At 68.5% G+C, this 18,454-nt stretch carries 14 protein-coding genes; 13 read left to right on the top strand and 1 reads right to left on the bottom strand.

All coding sequences use genetic code 11. The features are described from left to right. Positions 1-200: 200 nt before the first annotated feature. The 13 genes from SNE34_RS12880 to tkt all read left to right on the top strand — a co-directional run bounded on the left by SNE34_RS12880 (position 201) and on the right by tkt (position 16,380). On the top strand, positions 201-1,259 hold the full coding sequence (locus SNE34_RS12880) for a pilus assembly protein PilM (RefSeq protein WP_332617866.1): 1,059 nt from the start codon (positions 201-203) through the stop codon (positions 1,257-1,259). Next, positions 1,259-2,059, top strand: a complete 801-nt coding sequence (locus tag SNE34_RS12885) for a PilN domain-containing protein (protein WP_332617868.1) — start codon at positions 1,259-1,261, stop codon at positions 2,057-2,059. Before SNE34_RS12880 ends, SNE34_RS12885 begins: the two co-directional genes overlap by 1 nt. Further along, entirely contained in the window at positions 2,056-2,715 is a 660-nt protein-coding gene (locus SNE34_RS12890) for a type IV pilus inner membrane component PilO (protein WP_332617870.1), read from the top strand. Before SNE34_RS12885 ends, SNE34_RS12890 begins: the two co-directional genes overlap by 4 nt. Before the next feature lies 1 nt (position 2,716). After that, positions 2,717-3,268, top strand: a complete 552-nt coding sequence (locus SNE34_RS12895; RefSeq protein ID WP_332617872.1) for a pilus assembly protein PilP — start codon at positions 2,717-2,719, stop codon at positions 3,266-3,268. A 16-nt stretch (positions 3,269-3,284) separates the two neighbouring features. Continuing rightward, the gene (locus tag SNE34_RS12900; RefSeq protein WP_332617874.1) at positions 3,285-5,255 is read left to right on the top strand and encodes a type IV pilus secretin PilQ; all 1,971 of its coding nucleotides are present in this window, start codon (positions 3,285-3,287) and stop codon (positions 5,253-5,255) included. A gap of 192 nt (positions 5,256-5,447) precedes the next feature. Next, the gene (locus SNE34_RS12905) at positions 5,448-6,479 is read left to right on the top strand and encodes an AAA family ATPase (RefSeq protein WP_332617876.1); all 1,032 of its coding nucleotides are present in this window, start codon (positions 5,448-5,450) and stop codon (positions 6,477-6,479) included. 160 nt (positions 6,480-6,639) lie between these two features. Further along, positions 6,640-7,545, top strand: a complete 906-nt coding sequence (locus SNE34_RS12910; protein ID WP_332617878.1) for a DUF58 domain-containing protein — start codon at positions 6,640-6,642, stop codon at positions 7,543-7,545. Continuing rightward, entirely contained in the window at positions 7,545-7,994 is a 450-nt protein-coding gene (locus SNE34_RS12915) for a DUF4381 family protein (protein ID WP_332617880.1), read from the top strand. Before SNE34_RS12910 ends, SNE34_RS12915 begins: the two co-directional genes overlap by 1 nt. Next, positions 7,991-9,031 (top strand): vWA domain-containing protein, encoded by a 1,041-nt coding sequence (locus SNE34_RS12920; protein WP_332617882.1) that lies wholly within the window; start codon positions 7,991-7,993, stop codon positions 9,029-9,031. The genes SNE34_RS12915 and SNE34_RS12920 overlap by 4 nt, the downstream gene beginning before the upstream one ends. Beyond that, positions 9,028-10,782, top strand: coding sequence for a VWA domain-containing protein (locus SNE34_RS12925; protein WP_332617883.1), 1,755 nt, complete (start codon positions 9,028-9,030; stop codon positions 10,780-10,782). The genes SNE34_RS12920 and SNE34_RS12925 overlap by 4 nt, the downstream gene beginning before the upstream one ends. Positions 10,783-10,787: 5 nt before the next feature. After that, a complete protein-coding gene (locus SNE34_RS12930; protein ID WP_332617885.1) occupies positions 10,788-12,455 on the top strand; it encodes a BatD family protein in 1,668 nt (555 codons plus the stop codon). Positions 12,456-12,628: 173 nt separating this feature from the next. Further along, positions 12,629-13,948, top strand: a complete 1,320-nt coding sequence (locus tag SNE34_RS12935; RefSeq protein ID WP_332617887.1) for a dicarboxylate/amino acid:cation symporter — start codon at positions 12,629-12,631, stop codon at positions 13,946-13,948. A gap of 428 nt (positions 13,949-14,376) precedes the next feature. After that, positions 14,377-16,380 (top strand): transketolase, encoded by a 2,004-nt coding sequence (gene tkt, locus SNE34_RS12940; RefSeq protein ID WP_332617889.1) that lies wholly within the window; start codon positions 14,377-14,379, stop codon positions 16,378-16,380. Positions 16,381-16,489: 109 nt separating this feature from the next. On the opposite strand, the gene SNE34_RS12945 is transcribed toward tkt, so the two are convergent. After that, positions 16,490-18,448 carry an acetyl-CoA hydrolase/transferase C-terminal domain-containing protein gene (locus SNE34_RS12945; protein WP_332617891.1) on the bottom strand — a complete coding sequence of 653 codons (1,959 nt, stop codon included), beginning with the start codon at positions 18,446-18,448 and terminating at the stop codon, positions 16,490-16,492. Positions 18,449-18,454 lie beyond the last annotated feature (6 nt).

Here is an 18,454-nt window from a genome sequence, read left to right on the forward strand (position 1 = left end):
TATAGGTAGAGTATAGAGGAGCCGGGGAACGGCACCTCGCCGGTGACTGGGCATCCGACCACCAGCGTCAGAAACGGGCACTGGTGGGCAAATAGCGGTTGCCATGGTTGCGGGTTTGTGAAAAGTCCGTTATCTAAGACAAAGCCACGGGAAATGCGTACGAACGCGGTGGTCGTGCGTAGGGGCAAGGGGAGATAACAGTGGGTGTCATTACTAAAAGCCAGCCGGCGCTCGTCGGCGTGGACATCAGTTCGACTGCGGTCAAGCTCCTGCAGCTTTCACGATCGGGCAACCGCTATCGCGTGGAGCATTACGCGGTCGAGCCGCTGCCGCCGAACGCGGTGGTCGAGAAGAACATCGTCGAGCCCGAGGCCGTAGGCGAGGCGATCAAGCGCGCGGTGGCCCGTTCGGGCACGCGGGCCAAGCATGCCGCCGCCGCGGTCGCAGGTTCAGCGGTGATCACCAAGGTGATCCCGATGGCTGCCGACCTCGAGGGCGACGAATTGGAGGCCCAGGTCGAACTGGAAGCGGTCAACTACGTGCCGTACCCGATCGAGGAAGTGAACCTCGACTTCGAGGTGCTTGGCCCGGTGCCCGGTAGCAACGAGTCGGTGCAGATCCTGCTGGCCGCCTCGCGCGCCGAGAACGTCGAGGTCCGTGCCTCGGCGCTGGAAATGGGCGGCTTGACCCCGCGGGTGATGGACGTCGAGGCGTTCGCGATCGAGAACGCCTTCGCGCTGCTGGCCGACCAGCTCAGCGCGCCGAAGGACGGCCTGGTCGCGCTGATCGACTCCGGCGCAACCATGACCACCCTCAATGTGCTGCGCAACGGTCGCAGCCTGTACAGCCGCGAGCAGGTGTTCGGCGGCAAGCAGCTGACCGACGAGGTCATGCGCCGCTACAGCCTCAGCTACGAGGAAGCGGGCCTGGCCAAGCGCCAGGGCGGCCTGCCCGATACCTACGAGACCGAAGTGCTGGAGCCGTTCAAGGAGGCGATGGTCCAGCAGGTCAGCCGCCTGCTGCAGTTCTTCTACGCCGGTAGCGAATTCAACCGGGTCGACCAGATCGTGATCGCTGGAGGTTGTGCGGCAATCTCGGGCATCGCCGAGATGGTCGAGGAGCAGCTCGGGGTACCGACCATGGTCGCCAACCCGCTGGCCCACATGACCCTCGGCTCGCGTGTGCAGGCGCATGCGCTGGCCCAGGACGCCCCAGCGCTGATGATCGCCTGCGGCTTGGCCCTGAGGAGCTTCGACTGATGGCACGGATCAACCTTCTTCCGTGGCGCGCCGAGCGTCGCAAGCAGCGCCAGAAGGACGCGATGGTCATGCTGGCGCTGTCGGCGCTGGCCGCCGTGGTGCTGTCTTTCCTGATCATCGGTTTCTACAACGCCCAGATCGATGGCCAGAACGAGCGCAACGACTTCCTCAAGGCGCGGATCACCGAGGTCGACAAGCAGATCGCAGAGATCGAGGAGCTCGACAAGAAGAAGTCGAAGCTGCTCGCGCGCAAGGAAGTCATCGAGAAGCTGCAGGCCAACCGTTCGCAGATGGTCCACCTGTTCGACTCGCTGGTGCGCACGATCCCCGACGGCGTGGTCCTGACCTCGATCAAGCAGGACAGCGAGACGCTGACCCTGGAAGGCCGCTCGCAGTCGAATGCCCGCGTCAGTACGTACATGCGCAACCTCGAAGGTTCCGGCTGGATGACCCGTCCGGAGCTGTCGATCATCGAGGCGCGCGGTACCGACAAGGGCCTGCCGTACGAATTCAAGCTGCAAGTCACACTGGCCAACCCGAACGCGCCCGAGGACCTGGACGGCGACGGCATCCCCGATCCGGCACCGGTGGTCGCAGCCGAGGCCACTCCGGCCGACGTTGCTGATCCCGCCGCAGCCGCTCCAGCTGTCGCCGCCCCCGACGCGGCCACGCCGGCCGACGTCCCCGCGGAGGCCGCGGAAGCAGGTGAGGAGTCCGTCCCGGCCCCGGTCGATGGCGACGCTCCTGAAGGTGCCGCTGCCGAAACCACCGCCGCCCCCGCTGCAGGAGCCGCGTCGTGAGCCAGAAGAAAGTCAACATCAGGGAACTCGATTTCCACAACATCGGCGGCTGGCCGCAACAGGCCAAGATCGGCTTGTGCGTGATCATCGGACTGGTGATCGTGGGCCTGTCGTGGTGGGTGTTCGTGCGCGACCAGCGCGAGGAACTCGCCGGCCTGGAGCGTACCGAAGCCGATTTGCGCAGCGAGTTCGAGACCAAGCAGGGCCGTGCGTCCAACCTGGAGCCGCTCAAGCAGCAGTTGGCGCAGATGGAGCAGCAACTGCAGCAAATGCTGCGGCAGCTGCCGAGCAAGACCGAGATGCCCGACCTGATCGTCGACATCTCGCAGACCGCGCTCGCCACCGGCATCAGCAACGAGCTGTTCCAGCCCGGTCCGGAGCAGCCCAAGGAGTTCTACGCCGAAAAGCCTATTGCGCTGCGGATGGTCGGCACCTACCACCAGTTCGGCGGTTTCGTCAGCGGCGTCGCCTCGCTGCCGCGCGTCGTCATCATGACCATGCACGACATTTCGCTGAAGCCGCGCGGCGACAAGGAAGGCGGAATCACCGCCAACTCGCCGCTCGAGCTGGCCGGCACGGTCAAGACCTATCGTTACCTCGACGAAGAAGAAATGGCCGAGAACACCGAGGCCGAAGCCGGCAAGGGGGGAGCCTGAGATGCGTGACCTGACCGACACGCCCGTGCACGCGCGCCGGCTTCTCACGATCGCGATCGCCGCGCTGGTTCTGGCCGGCTGCTCGCGCGGCATCACCAGCACCCCTGGCGAAGCGCCCAACCTCGAGGCTTGGGTCGCCGAGGTCAAGGCACGGCCGGCGCCGCCGCTGGATCCGTTGCCGGTGATGCAGCAGTTCGAGACCTTCGAATATGCGGCGCAAGGCCTGCGAGATCCTTTCAGCAACGCGTTCACCGACCGCAGCAACGGGAGCGGCCCGCGTCCGGATTCGGACCGTCGCAAGCACACCCTCGAACAATTCCCGCTCGACAGCCTCGACATGGTCGGGACGCTGGGCGGGGGCGCCGGGGTGGTGGCGCTGGTGATGGCGCCCGACAAGGTGACCTATCGGGTTCAACCCGGTGCATACATGGGGCAGAGCGATGGCCGGGTAACCGCCGTGTTCCAGGACCGCATCGAGTTGGTGGAACTGGTTCCAGACGGCGCCGGGGGCTGGCTGGAACGTCCGGCTACCGTTGCCTTAGAAGATCAATAGATTGGGGGATTGCACGATGACCGTTTTCAAAGCCACACGATCGCGGCCTGCCCGGCGCCCCCTTTCGCGGGCAGTTGCGCGCAGCGCCGGTTTCGGCCTGGTGCTGGGCACGCTGGCGGCGTTCAGCGCCGTCCATGCGGCGACGCCCGTCGCCAGCGCCGGTATCTCGCCGGGCCTGCTCGCGCAGGTCGCCCCGGCGACCAGCCTCGACCCGGCCAAGCAGTTGCCGGGTGCGATCAGCGTCTCGAACATCGACTTCAAGCGCGGTGACGGCGGCGCCGGCCGGCTGATCCTGCGCTTCAGCGGCGAAGGCGCCGCGCCCGACCTGCGCAACGAAAGCGGCCAGGTGGTCATCAGCGTCGGCAATGCATCGTTGCCGTCGTCGCTGCAAAAGCCGCTTAACGTCTCCGACTTCGCCACGCCGGTCGAGCAGATCAGCGCCCGCAGCACCGGCGGTGGCACGACCCTGGTGCTGGACACCGAGGGTGCCTACGAGTCGATGGCGTACCAGACCGGCAACGAGTACATCGTCGAGATCGTGCCGCGCGCGGCCGTCGCCGTCGTCCAGGCCGACAGCAACGACGACGTCGCGATGGGCGCCACCAGCGTCGATAGCAGCGACAGCAAGAAGTACAGCGGTCGCCCGGTCACTTTCAACTTCCAGGACATCCCGGTACGCACGGTGCTGCAACTGGTGGCCGAGGAGTCCGGCCTCAACCTCGTCGCCGCCGACAGCGTCCAGGGCAATGTCACCCTGCGACTCGTCAACGTGCCGTGGGATCAGGCGCTGGACATCGTGCTGCGGGCCAAGGGCCTGGACAAGCGCCGCAGTGGCAACGTGATCTGGGTCGCCCCGCAGGCCGAGCTGGCCAAGTACGAGCAGGACAAGGCCGACGCGCGCATCGCGATGTCTGAACGGGCCGAATTGATAACCGAGTACATCCAGATCAACTATCACAATGCCGAGCAGATCTTCAAAATGCTGACCGAAGCCAAGGGCATCGGCAGCTCTGGGGGCGGTGGTGGCCAAGGTGATCAGGGCCGGATGGATACAGGATTCCTGTCCGCGCGCGGACGCTTGGTCGCCGATGGTCGCACCAATACCCTGATGATTAGCGACACTGCGGAGAAGGTCGCAGCAATGAAGGAGCTGATCGCCGAGATCGACCGCCCGGTCGACCAGGTTGTGATCGAGGCCCGGGTCGTGGTCGCCACTGAAAGCTTCATGCGCGAACTCGGCGCCGAGTTCGGCGTGTCGGGCTACACCGATGGCGGCGATGTATGGTTCAACAGTACTGTCGAGAACAACGTCGACAGTCAGAACTCTCTCGCTGAGGCCATTGAAGACGGTGACTCCACCTTCGAGCTTACCCGTGGCCTGATGACTAATCTGGGTGTCGCCAACCCGGCTGGCGCGGTAGCGCTGTCGCTGCTCAATGCCGGTTATGCCCTCGACGTGCGCCTGTCGGCGATGCAGGAGGAAGGGCGCGGCGAAGTAATCTCCAACCCGCGCATCGTCACCAGCAACCAGCGCGAGGCGGTGATCAAACAGGGCCGCGAAGTCGGTTATGTAACCATCCAGCCGGCCACCGCCGGCGGCGTCGCCACCCCGAGCGTGCAGTTCAAGGAAGTCGTGCTGGAGATGAAGGTCACACCGACCATCACCAACGACGGCCGCGTATTCCTCAATCTCAACGTCAAGAAGGACGAGATCGAGGGCTTCGTCGATACCTCGATCGGCGACGTCCCGCAGATCAGCACTCGCTCGGTCAACACCGCGGTGCTGGTCGAGGATGGCCAGACCGTGGTCATTGGCGGCGTGTACGAGTTCGCCGAGCGCGACGATGTAACCAAGGTGCCGTTCCTGGGCGACATTCCGTTCCTCGGCAACCTGTTCAAGAAGAAGGGCAAGTCGAAGGAAAAGGCCGAACTGCTGATCTTCGTGACCCCGAAGGTGCTGGAAGTTTCGCAGCGCAATCACCGCTGAGTCCATCCAGCCTGCGATTCCGCAACGGGGCCTTCGGGCCCCGTTTGCGTTTCACGCCGCCGCTGCGCGGTGCCGCCATCAGCGCGACATCGCGCCGGTCATCACCAATCCTGAACCGGTGTAGCGCAGGGCTGAACCTCGCCGCGCAACATCGGTCAAACTCGATCCACGCCAGCTCGCAATGAGATACCGATGGAACAGACCGCGATCGACCGCCAGCCCGAACGCGCGCCCGATGCCCGGGACGCGGAGTCGACACGCCTGCACCAGGCTTTTCTGCAATTGCGCGACGCGCTCTCGGCGGAGATCGTCGGCCAGTCGGCGCTGGTCGAACGCCTGCTGATCGCATTGCTGGCCGATGGCCACCTGCTGGTCGAGGGTGCGCCGGGACTGGCCAAGACCAGCGCGATCCGCGCGCTGGCAGCGCGACTCGAGGCCGACTTCGCCCGCGTCCAGTTCACCCCCGACCTGTTGCCGTCCGACCTCACCGGCACCGAGGTCTGGCGTCCGCAGGATGGTCGGTTCGAGTTCCAGCCGGGTCCGATCTTCCACCCGATCCTGCTCGCCGACGAGATCAACCGCGCTCCGGCCAAGGTCCAGTCGGCGTTGCTGGAAGCGATGGGCGAGCGCCAGGTCACGGTCGGCCGCGCGACCTATCCGTTGCCGCCGCTGTTCCTGGTCATGGCCACCCAGAACCCGATCGAGCAGGAAGGCACCTTCCCGCTGCCGGAGGCGCAACTCGACCGCTTCCTGATGCACGTGCGGATCGGGTATCCGGAGGCCGCCGCCGAAGCCGAGATACTGCGGCTGGCGCGCGAACGCGCTCGCGATGTACTGCGGCCGACCCATGCGGCGGTGCAACGCATGCCGCAAGCCGACGTGTTCGCCGCGCGCGCCGCGGTGCTGCAACTGCACGTCGCCCCGGCGGTCGAGCGCTATCTGATCGAAGTGGTGCTGGCCTCGCGCAACGCCGGACGCTACGACGCCGGACTCGGCCAGCGCATCGCCTGGGGCGCGAGTCCGCGCGGCTCGATCGCGCTGGAGCGCTGCGCCCGTGCGCACGCATGGTTGGCCGGCCGCGATTACGTCACCCCCGACGACGTCCGCGCGATCGCACCCGACGTGCTGCGCCACCGGATCCTGCCGAGCTACGAGGCGACCGCCGAGGGTTGGGATGGGGAGCGCCTGGTCGCAGAACTGCTGGCGAAGGTGCCGCTGCCGTGAGCATCGCTGTGGTGACCACCCGTCCCACCGTTCCAGGTAGGAGCGACGTCAGTCGCGACCTGTACATGACCTCCGGCGCTCGGCGGGTCGCGACTTGCATCGCTCCTACAACTGAACAGGTCCTGCCGCGGAGGGAGCGAGTGGCCCGAACCATGGCGGCATGCCCCGCGTGACCGACGGCATCACCCCGACGCTCGCCGAACTGGTCGCGCTGCGTCCGCTCGCCGGCGGACGCCGCAGCGCCAGGCTCGGCCGCCACGGCATCACCGGCCAATCGCTATCGCCGTTGCGCGGGCGTGGCATGGAGTACGCCGAATCGCGCGAATACAGCGCCGGCGACGACGCCCGCCACATCGACTGGCGCGTCACCGCGCGCACCGGTCGCGCCCACACCAAGCTCTACCAGGCCGAACGCGAGCGGTTGAGCCTGATCGTCGCCGACACCGCGGCGTCGCTGTACTTCGGCACCCGAGTCCGCTTCAAGTCGGTACAGGCCGCGCGCGCCGGCGCGATCGCAGCCTGGGCGGCCGTCCGCGACGGCGACCGCATCGCCGCCCTGCGTGGCAGCGAGCGCGAGCCGCCGGTGGCGCCGGCGGGTGGCGCGCGCGGGGCCTTGCGGGTACTCGACGCATTGGCGCGCTGGTATGCGCGCCCGCCGGATGACGACGACGGTCTTGCGGTCGCCCTGGATCACGCCCAGCGCCTGCTGCGGCCGGGGTCGCGGTTACTGGTGCTGGCTGACCCGCACAGCATCGCCGAACTGCCCGCGCGGCGCTGGCCGGTGCTGACCCAGCACCACGAGGTCATCCTGCTGCTGCTGACCGATCCACTCGAACTGAAGCCGCCGACCGCGAGCCTGCCGTTCCGCAGTGGCGGCGCGCGAATCGAACTCGACCTCGCCGATCCCCGCCAGCGCCAGCGCTGGCGCGGCGAGTTCACCCGGCCGCTGGAGGCGGCGCTGGAATCGCTGCCGGCGCGCGGGATCCGCGTGCAGGCGCTGTCGACCGACGCCGCCAGCGAATCATGGCTGCCGCTGCTGGGCCGCGCGCGGCCGATGGTGGCGTGATGGCCGATCCGACGCTGGTCCTGCGCGACATTCACCAGCCGCCGCCACCGCCCTGGTGGCCGCCGGCGCCGGGCTGGTGGGTGCTGGCTGCGTTGCTGTTGCTGGCGCTCGGCGCATGGCTGTGGTGGATGGCGCGTCGACGCCGACAGCAACGCGCGATCGCCGCGGTGTTCGACGACGCGGTGTCCGCCGCAGCCACGCCGGCGGCGCAGGTCGCGGCGATTTCGGAACTGCTGCGTCGCGCCGCCCGTCGGCGGCAACCCGACGCCGATCACCTGCATGGCCGGGACTGGTTGGAATTCATCGACCTCGACGACGAGGCCGGCCGGCTGCTGCTGGACGGCGGCTACCGGCCCGACATCGATCCGCAGCAGGTCGAGGTATTGCGACCGCTGGCGCGTGCACGGTTCCTGCAGTGGATGGGCCCGCGGCGGAAGGCGGCGCGATGAGCATCGGCTCCACGGAATTGTTGGCGGCACTGGTTCCTGGCTTCGAGGGCTTCGCCTGGCCGTGGCTGCTGCTGGCGTTGCCGTTGCCGCTGCTGGCTCGCCGCTGGCTGCCGGCACGGCGCAACGCCGCCGCGGCGCTGAAGGTGCCGTTCGGTCACCGACTCGAGCCGCTGGCGCGCGGCGCCGGCGGCATCCGTGGTAGCGGTGGCCAATGGTTGCACTGGCTGGCGTGGACCTTGCTGTGCCTCGCCGCGGCGCGACCGCAAACGCTTGGTGAAGCGGTGCAGCCGCCGCAGGCCGGCCGCGAATTGATGCTGGTGCTCGACCTGTCGGGCAGCATGAGCGAACCCGACATGCAACTGGGGGGCCGCCCGGTCGACCGCCTGACCGCGGCCAAGGCGGTGCTCACCGACTTCCTCGACCGCCGTGATGGCGACCGGGTCGGGCTGCTGGTGTTCGGTCGTCGCGCCTATGCATTGACCCCGCTGACTGCCGACCGCGAAAGCGTGCGTCAACAACTGGCCGACAGCGTGGTCGGGCTGGCCGGGCAGGAGACCGCGATCGGTGACGCCCTGGGCCTCGCGGTCAAGCGCCTGCGCGACCCCGGCAGCGATCCGGAAGCATCGCAGGAGCGGGTGGTGATCCTGCTGACCGACGGCGTCAACACCGCCGGCCTGCTCGACCCGCTGAAGGCCGCCGAGCTCGCCGCCGATGCCGGCATCCGGGTCTACACGGTGGCGTTCGGCGGCGATGGCTCGTTGTCGTTGTTCGGTTTCCAGATGCCCATGCCGGGCGCCGGCGACGAGATCGACGAAGCGACCCTGCGCAAGATCGCCGACGCCACCGGCGGCGAATTCTTCCGCGCCCGCGACACCGCGCAACTGGCCGGCATCTATGCCGAGATCGACCGGCTGGAACCGGTCGAACGCCCGGGCCAGGCGCTGCGCCCGAAGATCGAACGTTACGCCTGGCCGCTGGGCGTGGCGTTCGCCTTCGGCTTGCTGGCGTTTGCCCTGCCGCGTCGGAGGCGCGCATGATCCCCGACCTCGCCAACCTGCATTTCCTGCGCCCGTCGTGGCTGTGGGCGTTGCTCGCGCTGCCGTTGCTGGCGGCGTGGTGGTGGCGTCGCCGACACCGCGCCAGCGTCTGGCGCGAGGCGGTCGATCCACACCTGTTGCCGCGCCTGCTCGACCATCGCGGCGAACGCCGCGGCCATGCTGCGCTGGCGCTCGGCGCGCTCGGCTACCTGCTCGCGGTGCTGGCGCTGGCCGGGCCGAGCTGGCGCCAGACCGAGCAGCCACTGTGGCAAAGCCGCACTCCGCTGGTGGTCGCGCTTGACCTGTCCAGCAGCAGCCTCGCCGACGACCTGCCGCCGTCGCGGCTGGCCCAGGCCCGGGCCAAGCTCGGCGACCTGCTGGCGCAACGTCAAGGCGGGCAAGTCGGTCTGGTGGCCTACGCCGGCGACGCCTTTACCGTGGCGCCGTTGACCGACGACGTCGCCAACGTCGCCCTGTTCCTCGATGCGTTGCACCCGCAGGTGATGCCGGTCGATGGCCAGCGTGGCGACCGCGCGATCGAGTGGTCGGTCAAGTTGCTGCAACAGGCCGGGTTCGATCGCGGCCACATCCTGCTGCTGACCGACCACGCCGATGACAAGGCACGCGAGGCCGCCACCGCCGCGCACATGCAGGGCTACCGAGTGTCCGCACTCGGGTTGGGCACCGCCGCCGGTGCGCTCTACAAGCGGCCCGATGGCTCGATCGCCAACACCCGGCTCGGTGCGGACTCGCTGAGGCAACTGGCCCGTGCCGGCGGCGGTGGCTTCGCCGCGCTCACCCGCGACGACGATGACCTGCAATCGCTTGGCGTGCTCGATCCGGCCGCGGCCGAGGGGGCAACCCGCGGCGAGAGTGGCCGCAGCTGGCATGACGATGGCTACTGGCTGTTAATTCCATTGATGCTGCTTGCGTTGCTGGCGTTCCGCCGTGGTGCGCCGATTGCCGTGGTCCTGCTGGTGTTGTGGCTGCCCGGCCAGGGCGCGCACGCCGCCGAGCTGTGGCAGCGCCCCGACCAGCTCGCCCACGAGCAGATGCAACAGGCCGCCCAGGCCTACCGTGAAGGGGATTTCGCCCGCGCCGCGCAGCTGTATGGGGCCCTCGAAAGCGCCGATTCGCTGTACAACCGTGGCAACGCGCTGGCCAAGGCCGGTCGCTATGCCGAGGCCATCGACGCGTATGAGCAGGCCCTGGACCAGCGTCCCGGCATGCAGGACGCGATTGCCAACAAGCAGGCGGTCGAGGCGGCGATGAAACGCAAGCCGCCACCGGGCAAGCAGCAGGGTCAACAGCAGCCGCAAGACGGCAAGCAGGAAGGCTCGCAGCAGCCGCAGGACTCGCAGCAGGGTGAGGGTCAGGGCCAGTCACCGTCACAGCAGCCAGGCAAGTCCGAGCCACCGTCGGAGCCGAACGAGTCGGACCCGGCCGATAGCGGCGACAACGCTGCGCCGCGCGAACCGCAGTCGCCCAAACCGACCGATGCCGAGGCCCAGCAATCCGCCAACCAGGCCCAGCGCCAACGCATGCAGCAGGCCTTGCAGGATGCGCAGGAAGACGGCCAGGCCGATGATCCCGCCGAGGCCGCCCCGGTCGAGACCGCCGAACAACGCGAACGCCGGCTCGCCAACGAGGTCTGGCTGCGGCGGATTCCCGACGACCCGGGCGGTCTGCTGCGCGAGAAGTTCCGGCTCGAACACCAACGTCGCCGCATGCAGGGCGGCTGGGAGGAATGACACCGATGTCGCGCGCGCTGATCCGGACCACCTTGTTGTTGCTGCTGGCGCTGACGAGCCTCGTCGCCAACGCGCAGACCCGCGCGTGGCTCGACCGCGACCGCATCGCCCTGGGCGAGACGGTCACCCTCAACATCGAGACCGATGCCGGCGCCAGCCCCGACTACGATCCATTACGGGCGCAGTTCGAGATCAGCGGCCACAGCAGCAGTCGCCGGGTCGAACTCAGCAACGGTGAGGTCAGCAGCCGCACCTTGTACGCGGTCGCGCTGCGGCCGCAGCGTGATGGCGTACTGACGATTCCCGCGCTGCACGTCGGCAATGCGCGCACCCAGCCGCTGTCGCTGGTGGTGACCCCGGCCAGCGCCGTCGCCCCGGCACGCGCCGGCGACGACGTGTTCATCGAGAGCGAAGCCGACGACCAGGATCCGTACGTGCAACAGGCGGTCGGCTGGGTGGTGCGCCTGTATTCGGCGGTGCCGCTGGTGTCGGGCGAACTCGACCAGCCCGCGCCCGAGGGCGCCACCCTGCGCCAGGTCGGCGACGATGCCCAGTACAGCCGCGAGATCGACGGCCGCCGCTACACCGTGATCGAGCGCCGGTACCTGCTGATCCCCGAACGCAGTGGCGAACTGACCATCCCCGGCGCCACCTTCGAGGGCCGTGGCGCCGCGGGCTTCTTCGACGACTTCCTCGGTCGCGGCGGCGGCGCGCTGCAGGCTCGCGCCGCGCCGCGGGTGCTGGAAGTGCGACCGGTGCCGTCCAACGCAACGCAACCGTGGTTGCCATTGCACGACCTGCAACTGCGCTACCAGTCGACCCCGCAGGATCTGCGCGTCGGTCAGGCGGCGACGTTGACCATCGAAGCGGTGGCCGATGGTACCGGCGCCGCGCAGATGCCGGAGCTGACCCTGCCGCCGATCGACGGCGTGCAGGTGTTCGCCGAACCGGTGCAGGCCGACGAGCGTTTCGTCGACGGCCGCCCGCGCGTGACCCTGACCCGCCAGTTCTCGCTGGTGCCGACCCGCGGTGGCGAGGTCGCGTTGCCCGGGCTGCAACTGGACTGGTGGGACGTGCGCGCCGGCAAGGCCCGCACTTCACGCTTGCCAACGCTGGAGTGGCAGGTCGCCGGGGTCGCGGCGGATGGTTCGCCGCCGGCGATCACCGCGCCGGCTGGGGCGACCGCGGTCGACGGGACGACCGGCTCGCCGCTGCAGCGCGCCGTGCAAGGCCCCAGCCGCGGCTGGGTGCTGGCGACGCTGTTGTTCGCGGGCTTGTGGTTGTTGACCTTGCTGTGGGGTTTGCATCGCAGCGCACCGACGGCAAAGGCGGTGGGCGCTGCGGCGCCGCCCGGCCTGCCCCGACGTGCTGCCGGCATGACCGATCTCGCCGCTTTCAAGCGCGCCCTCGACACCGGCGACTTCGGCGAGGTCGCCGATGCGCTGTGCGCGCTGGCGCGCCCGCCGGCGACCGACCTCGACGACGTCCGCGCCCGGCTCGCCGATCCGGTCCAGCGCGATGCGATCGACGCCCTGCAGCGCGCCCGCTGGGGCGGTGGCGACGGCGTGGCTGCCCGCGGATTGCTGCGCGGCGCCTTCGCCGACGGCCCGCGCTGGCAGGCCGGGCCGAAGAAGGCCGCATCGCCGTTGCCGCCGCTGTACCCCGACGCCTGACCTAATCCGGTCAGGTGGGCGTTCCTGCGGCGGTAGGAGCGACGTAAGTCGCGACCTGTACATCGCCCCGAGGGCCGCCGGGTCGCGACTTACGTCGCTCCTACAAGGCCCGGACAGTCCGACGCGCCCAGTTTGCTAAGCTCGCCCGCACCTACGTGGGGAGCTGCACGACGATGACGGAAACGAATACCGGCGCCGACACCGGCAAGCGCAAGATGCCGCTGCACTGGAAGATGGCGATCGGCTTCGCTGCCGGCCTGCTGCTGGGCATGGTCGCCTACTACGTCTCCGGCGCCGACGCCGAGTGGGTGCAGTGGCTCACCACCTACGTCACCCAGCCGGCCGGACAACTGTTCCTGCGGCTGATCTTCATGCTGATCATCCCGCTGCTGTTCTCGGCGCTGGTGGTCGGCATCGCCGAGATGGGCGACGTGCGCTCGCTCGGCCGGGTCGGCTGGAAGACCCTGGCCTACACCGTGGTCGTGTCCGGCATCGCGGTGGTGATCGGCCTGGTGCTGGTCAACTGGCTGCAACCGGGCGTCGGCGTCGACCGCGCCGCCGCCGAGCAGATGCTCGCCGAGGGTTCCGAGCGTGCCGCGGCCATTGTCAGCAGCAGCGCCGGCCAGCCGCAGGGCATGGACATGCTGCTGTCGATCGTGCCGAGCAACGTCATCACCGCCGCCGCCGACAACGCGATCCTGGCGGTGATGTTCTTCGCGATCATGATCGGCATCGGCCTGGTGCTGACCCGGAGCGCGGCCACCGACACCCTGCAGCGCGGCATCGAGGGCCTGTTCGAGGTCTCGATGACGCTGATCGGGCTGGTCATCAAGCTGGCGCCGTACGCGGTGTTCTGCTTCATGTTCAATCTCGCCGCGTTGTTCGGCTGGGACCTGCTGGTGCGGCTGGGTGCGTACGTGGGCGTGGTGGTGTTGGCCTTGTCGATCCACATGTTCGTGGTCTATTCGCTGGCGCTGAAATTTGCCGGTGGCTATTCGCCGCTGAAGTTCTTCAAGGGTTCGCAGGAAGCGATGGTGATGGCGTTCTCGACCGCCTCGTCCAACGCCACCTTGCCAACCGCGCTGCGGGTCGCCGACGAACAACTGGGGCTGCCGCGCAAGATCTCGCGCTTCGTGCTGACGGTGGGCGCGACCGCCAACCAGAACGGCACCGCGCTGTTCGAAGGCGTGACGGTGCTGTTCCTGGCGCAGTTCTTCGGGGTCGAGCTGTCGCTGGTGCAGCAGGTGACGGTGATGTTCGTGTGCATCCTCGGCGGCATCGGCACCGCGGGCGTGCCGGCCGGCTCGCTGCCGGTGATTGCATTGATCTGCGGCATGGTCGGGGTGCCGCCGGAAGGGATCGGCATCATCCTCGGCGTCGATCGCTTCCTCGACATGTGCCGGACCACGTTGAATGTCACTGGCGACCTGGCTGCGGCGGCGGTGGTGTCGCGCGGCGAGGTGGATCCGCCGCCGGAGTTGCTGGCGGATTGATTCGGATGTAGTGCGCGTTCTCATGCCGGTCGAGTAAGGCAGAACGGGCTTCGGGTGAGGTCGCCGCGCAGGAGGCGGCCGGCGGGGGGATTGCTCCAGCCCTTCGTCAGGGCAGTCCTGCCCTGAGGCGGGCCGCGGGCCATCCATGGCCCGCTTTTGCGCAATCCCCCCGCCGTCCACCTCCTGCCCGGATGTCTGCGGCTGCGGGGTGGGCTTCGGGTAGGAGCGACGTCAGTCGCGACCTGTACATCGCCTCAAGGGTTCGGCAGGGCGGCGCTCTCCCACGAAACCGTGTTCTGCGTTTGACCTTCCGCTCTGATCCACGCCACGGCTAACACAAACCCCGACCATCCAGCCCCGCACCCCAGCCGCGACACGGCCGCCCCCGGATGGGACAATGGCGGCTGTTTTTCGCCACCGACCCCGCCATGCCCACGCCTGCTGCCGCCAAGCCCGCCCGTCGCGACCTCGCCAACGCCATCCGCTTCCTTGCCGCCGACGCGGTGCAGGCCGCCAATTCCGGGCATCCGGGCATGCCGATGGGCATGGCCGACATCGCCGAAGTGCTGTGGAACGACTACCTGAACCACAACCCGAACAACCCGGGCTGGTTCAACCGCGACCGCTTCGTGCTGTCCAACGGACACGGTTCGATGCTGCAGTACGCGCTGCTGCATCTGTCGGGCTACGACCTGTCGATCGACGACCTGAAGAATTTCCGCCAGCTGGAGTCGAAGACCCCGGGCCACCCGGAGAACTTCATGACCCCGGGCGTGGAGACCACCACCGGTCCGCTCGGTCAGGGCTTCGCCAACGCGGTCGGCATGGCGCTCGGCGAGAAGCTGCTGGCGCAGCGCTTCAACCGCCCCGAGCACGCGATCGTCGACCATCGCACCTGGGTGTTCATGGGCGACGGCTGCCTGATGGAAGGCATCTCCCACGAAGCCGCATCGCTGGCGGGCACCTGGGGCCTGCACAAGCTGGTCGCGTTCTGGGACGACAACAAGATCTCGATCGACGGCAATACCGACGGCTGGTTCACCGATGACACCCCGGCGCGCTTCGAGGCCTACGGCTGGAACGTGATCCGCGGCGTCGATGGCCACGATGCGGATGCGATCAAGGCCGCGATCGACGCGGCGATGAGCGAAACCGGCAAGCCGACCCTGGTCTGCTGCCGCACCACGATCGGTTTCGGCTCCCCGGCCAAGGCCGGCAAGGAATCCAGCCACGGCGCACCGCTCGGCAAGGACGAACTGGTCGCGACCCGCGAAGCGCTCGGCTGGCCGCACGCGCCGTTCGAGATCCCGGCCGGGATCAGCGACGGCTGGCGCGCCGGCAACACCGGCCTGGTCCGCGAGGCCCAGTGGAACGACGCGTTCGACAAGTACGCCGCGCAGTTCCCGCAGCTGGCCGACGAACTGACCCGCCGCTCGCACGCCGAGCTGCCGACGGAGTTTGCCGCCGCCGCCGATGCCTATATCGCCAAGCTGCAGGCCGACGGTCCGGTCGTGGCCTCGCGCAAGGCCTCGCAGATGGCGATCGAGGCGTTCGCGCCGCTGCTGCCGGAACTGGTCGGCGGCTCGGCGGATCTCGCCCATTCCAACCTGACCCTGTGGAAGGGCAGCAAGTCGGTCGCGACCGACGACGCGGACGCCAACTACATCTACTTCGGCGTGCGCGAGTTCGCGATGACCGCGATCAGCAACGGCCTGTCGGTGCACGGCGGCTTCATCCCGTACGACGCGACCTTCCTGGTGTTCAGCGACTACGCCCGCAACGCCGTGCGCATGAGCGCGCTGATGGCCGCGCAGGCGATCCACGTCTACACCCACGACTCGATCGGTCTCGGCGAGGACGGCCCTACCCACCAGCCGATCGAGCACCTGGCCAGCCTGCGCTACATCCCCAACAACGACGTCTGGCGCCCCTGCGATGCGGTCGAGTCGGCAGTGTCGTGGCGCGCGGCGATCGAGCGCAGCAACGGCCCGAGCTGCCTGATCTTCTCGCGCCAGAACCTCGATCACCAGCCGCGCAGCGCGGCGCAGGTGGCCGACATTGCACGCGGTGGCTACGTGCTCAAGGACGGCGGCGCCAACCCGCGGCTGATCCTGATCGCGACCGGCTCCGAGGTCGGCCTGGCAGTGAAGGCGGCCGCGCAACTGGGCGAGGACGTGCGCGTGGTGTCGATGCCGTCGACCGACGTGTTCGACCGCCAGGATGCCGCCTACCGCGAATCGGTATTGCCTAGCGGCTGTCGCAAGCGCGTCGCGATCGAAGCCGGCGTGTCCGATTTCTGGCGCAAGTACGTCGGCCTCGACGGCGCGGTGATCGGCATCGACACCTTCGGCGCCAGCGCACCGGCCGACAAGCTGTTCCCGCACTTCGGCTTCACCGTCGAGCGCGTGGTCGAAGCGGCCAACTCGCTCTGAGGTTCCTGCCGCCGGAAACGGCGGTCATGGAAATTCCTGTAGGAGCGGCTTTAGCCGCGATCTGAAGTCGGCCGAACGACCAACCATCCGATCGCGGCTGAAGCCGCTCCTACAACGGCCCGGCGGTTTCGCGCAGCCCGAGTGCCAGCAGGCGGGCCTCCAGACGCTCACCGAGGCCGGCGGGCCGCTCCAGTTCCATCCGTGCCAGTGCTTCACGGTCGGCACGGCCGCGGCCCAGCAGCGCCCGCGCCACCGTGCGCAGCTTGTCACCACGGCCGCCGGTGTGCGCCTTCAGCCAGCCCAGCGCCTTCACCAGCCGCTGCTCGACCTCGGTGAAATCACTGCCCAGCGGGTAGTCGGGCAGGGTGCCGTCGCGACGCAGCGGTGCCATCGCTTCGCGCAGCCAGACCGGAGTGTTGTCCGCGGCGCGCGGGGCCAGCACGAAATCCTCGCGCAGCTTTCCTTCGGCCTTGGCCGTCTCCAGCAACCCCTGCTGGAACCTCGCATCGCAGATGCCGGCCATCGCCATCACGCAGTCCTCGTCGGCCTTGCCGCGCATGTCGGCGACGCCGTACTCGCTGATGTAGATGTCGCGCAGGTGCCGCGGGATCGTGGTGTGGCCGTAGTTCCAGACCACGTTGGAACTGCTGCGCCCGCCGCTGTCGCGCACCGCGCGGAACATCAGCACCGAGCGCGCGCCCGGCAACGCGTGCGCCATCGACACGAAGTTGTACTGGCCACCGACGCCGGACACCACGCGACCGTCTTCCAGCGCGTCCGACACCGCCGCGCCGAGCGCGGTCGCCATCATGCAGCTGTTGAAGAAGCGCGCATCGCGGCGCTGCAGGCGCTCCAGGGTTTCGTTGCCGCCGTACAGCTCGTTGACCGCGCTGACCCGGCGCATGTCGATCGCGTGGCGAGTGTCGTCGTCGAGGTTGCGCAGCCAGTCGTACAGATCATGCGAGCCGAGGTAGAACGCGCCGTGCAGGAACTGGCCGTCGCGTTCCAGCAGCGCCTGTTCGGCCTCGGTCGCAGTGCCTTCGACCAGCCGCCGCATCACCGCCTCGTCCTCGACCACCTTGCGCCGGATCACGCCGGCCTCGACCAGCCGCTTGAACCCTTCGTTGAGCATCTCGCTGCAGCCGTACAGGCCCTGCGCGAACGGCCCGAGCGCCGGGTCGTCCGCGGCCGGCGAACGTAGCGTCACGAGCACCTTGCGATAAGCGGCATTGTCGAGATGCCGCAACGCCAGCGCATGGCACAACGCATCGGCCAGCGCGCCGATGCCGATCTGCAGAGTGCCGCCATCGACCACCAGCGTGCTGGCGTGGAAGCCGATCGCGTAGTCGACCTCGCTCACCGGCTGTCGCGGGAGGCCGAACAATTTCGGGTGCGGCCCTGGCGGCGTCACCACAGCATCGAAGAAATCCTCGTCGACCGCCGCGCTGCCATCCAGCCACGGCAGCTCCGGATCGACCTCGGCGACCAGCAGTGGCCGCGGCAATCCCGCGGCGACGATCGCGTCGATGGCATCGAAGGTCAGGTCGGTATTGCACGACAGCGACAACCGCGAACCCCTGGGCTCGCGCGCGACCCGTTGCACGATGCAGTCGACGCCGCGGTCGGCGAGCGCGCGGGCGACGTGGGTGTAGTTGAGGCTGGCGTAACGCCGTTGCGCCTGGCTCGAACCAAGCAGCGCACCGGACTGGAAGTAGAACTCCTCGACCTCGATATGCGCCGGCAGCGTATCGCCACGCATCGCCGCCACGTAGTCCAGTCGCGGGAAGTCCTCGCCGAAATGGCGCGCCACGAACGGACCGATGAAGCGCCCCTCCAGGCCCTTCGTGGCGCCGGGCGGGTCCAGCGACAATGCGGTGTACAGATGCAGCGGCCGCGAGGCATCGGCCTTGGCCCGCGCGTACAGCGCATTGAGCAATCGATGCGGCTTGCCGAGGCCCAGCGGGGCGCCGACCTGCAGCGGCCCATCGATGCGGTCCAGCATGAAGTCGACCGCGGCCTCGACCGAGTCGAACGACGTGGTGGTTGCAGGCGGCGCCGATGGGTTCATGCGCCG

Origin of the sequence: Novilysobacter erysipheiresistens, from assembly GCF_036663935.1 — a bacterium.
In the GTDB taxonomy this organism is placed as follows: domain Bacteria; phylum Pseudomonadota; class Gammaproteobacteria; order Xanthomonadales; family Xanthomonadaceae; genus Novilysobacter; species Novilysobacter erysipheiresistens.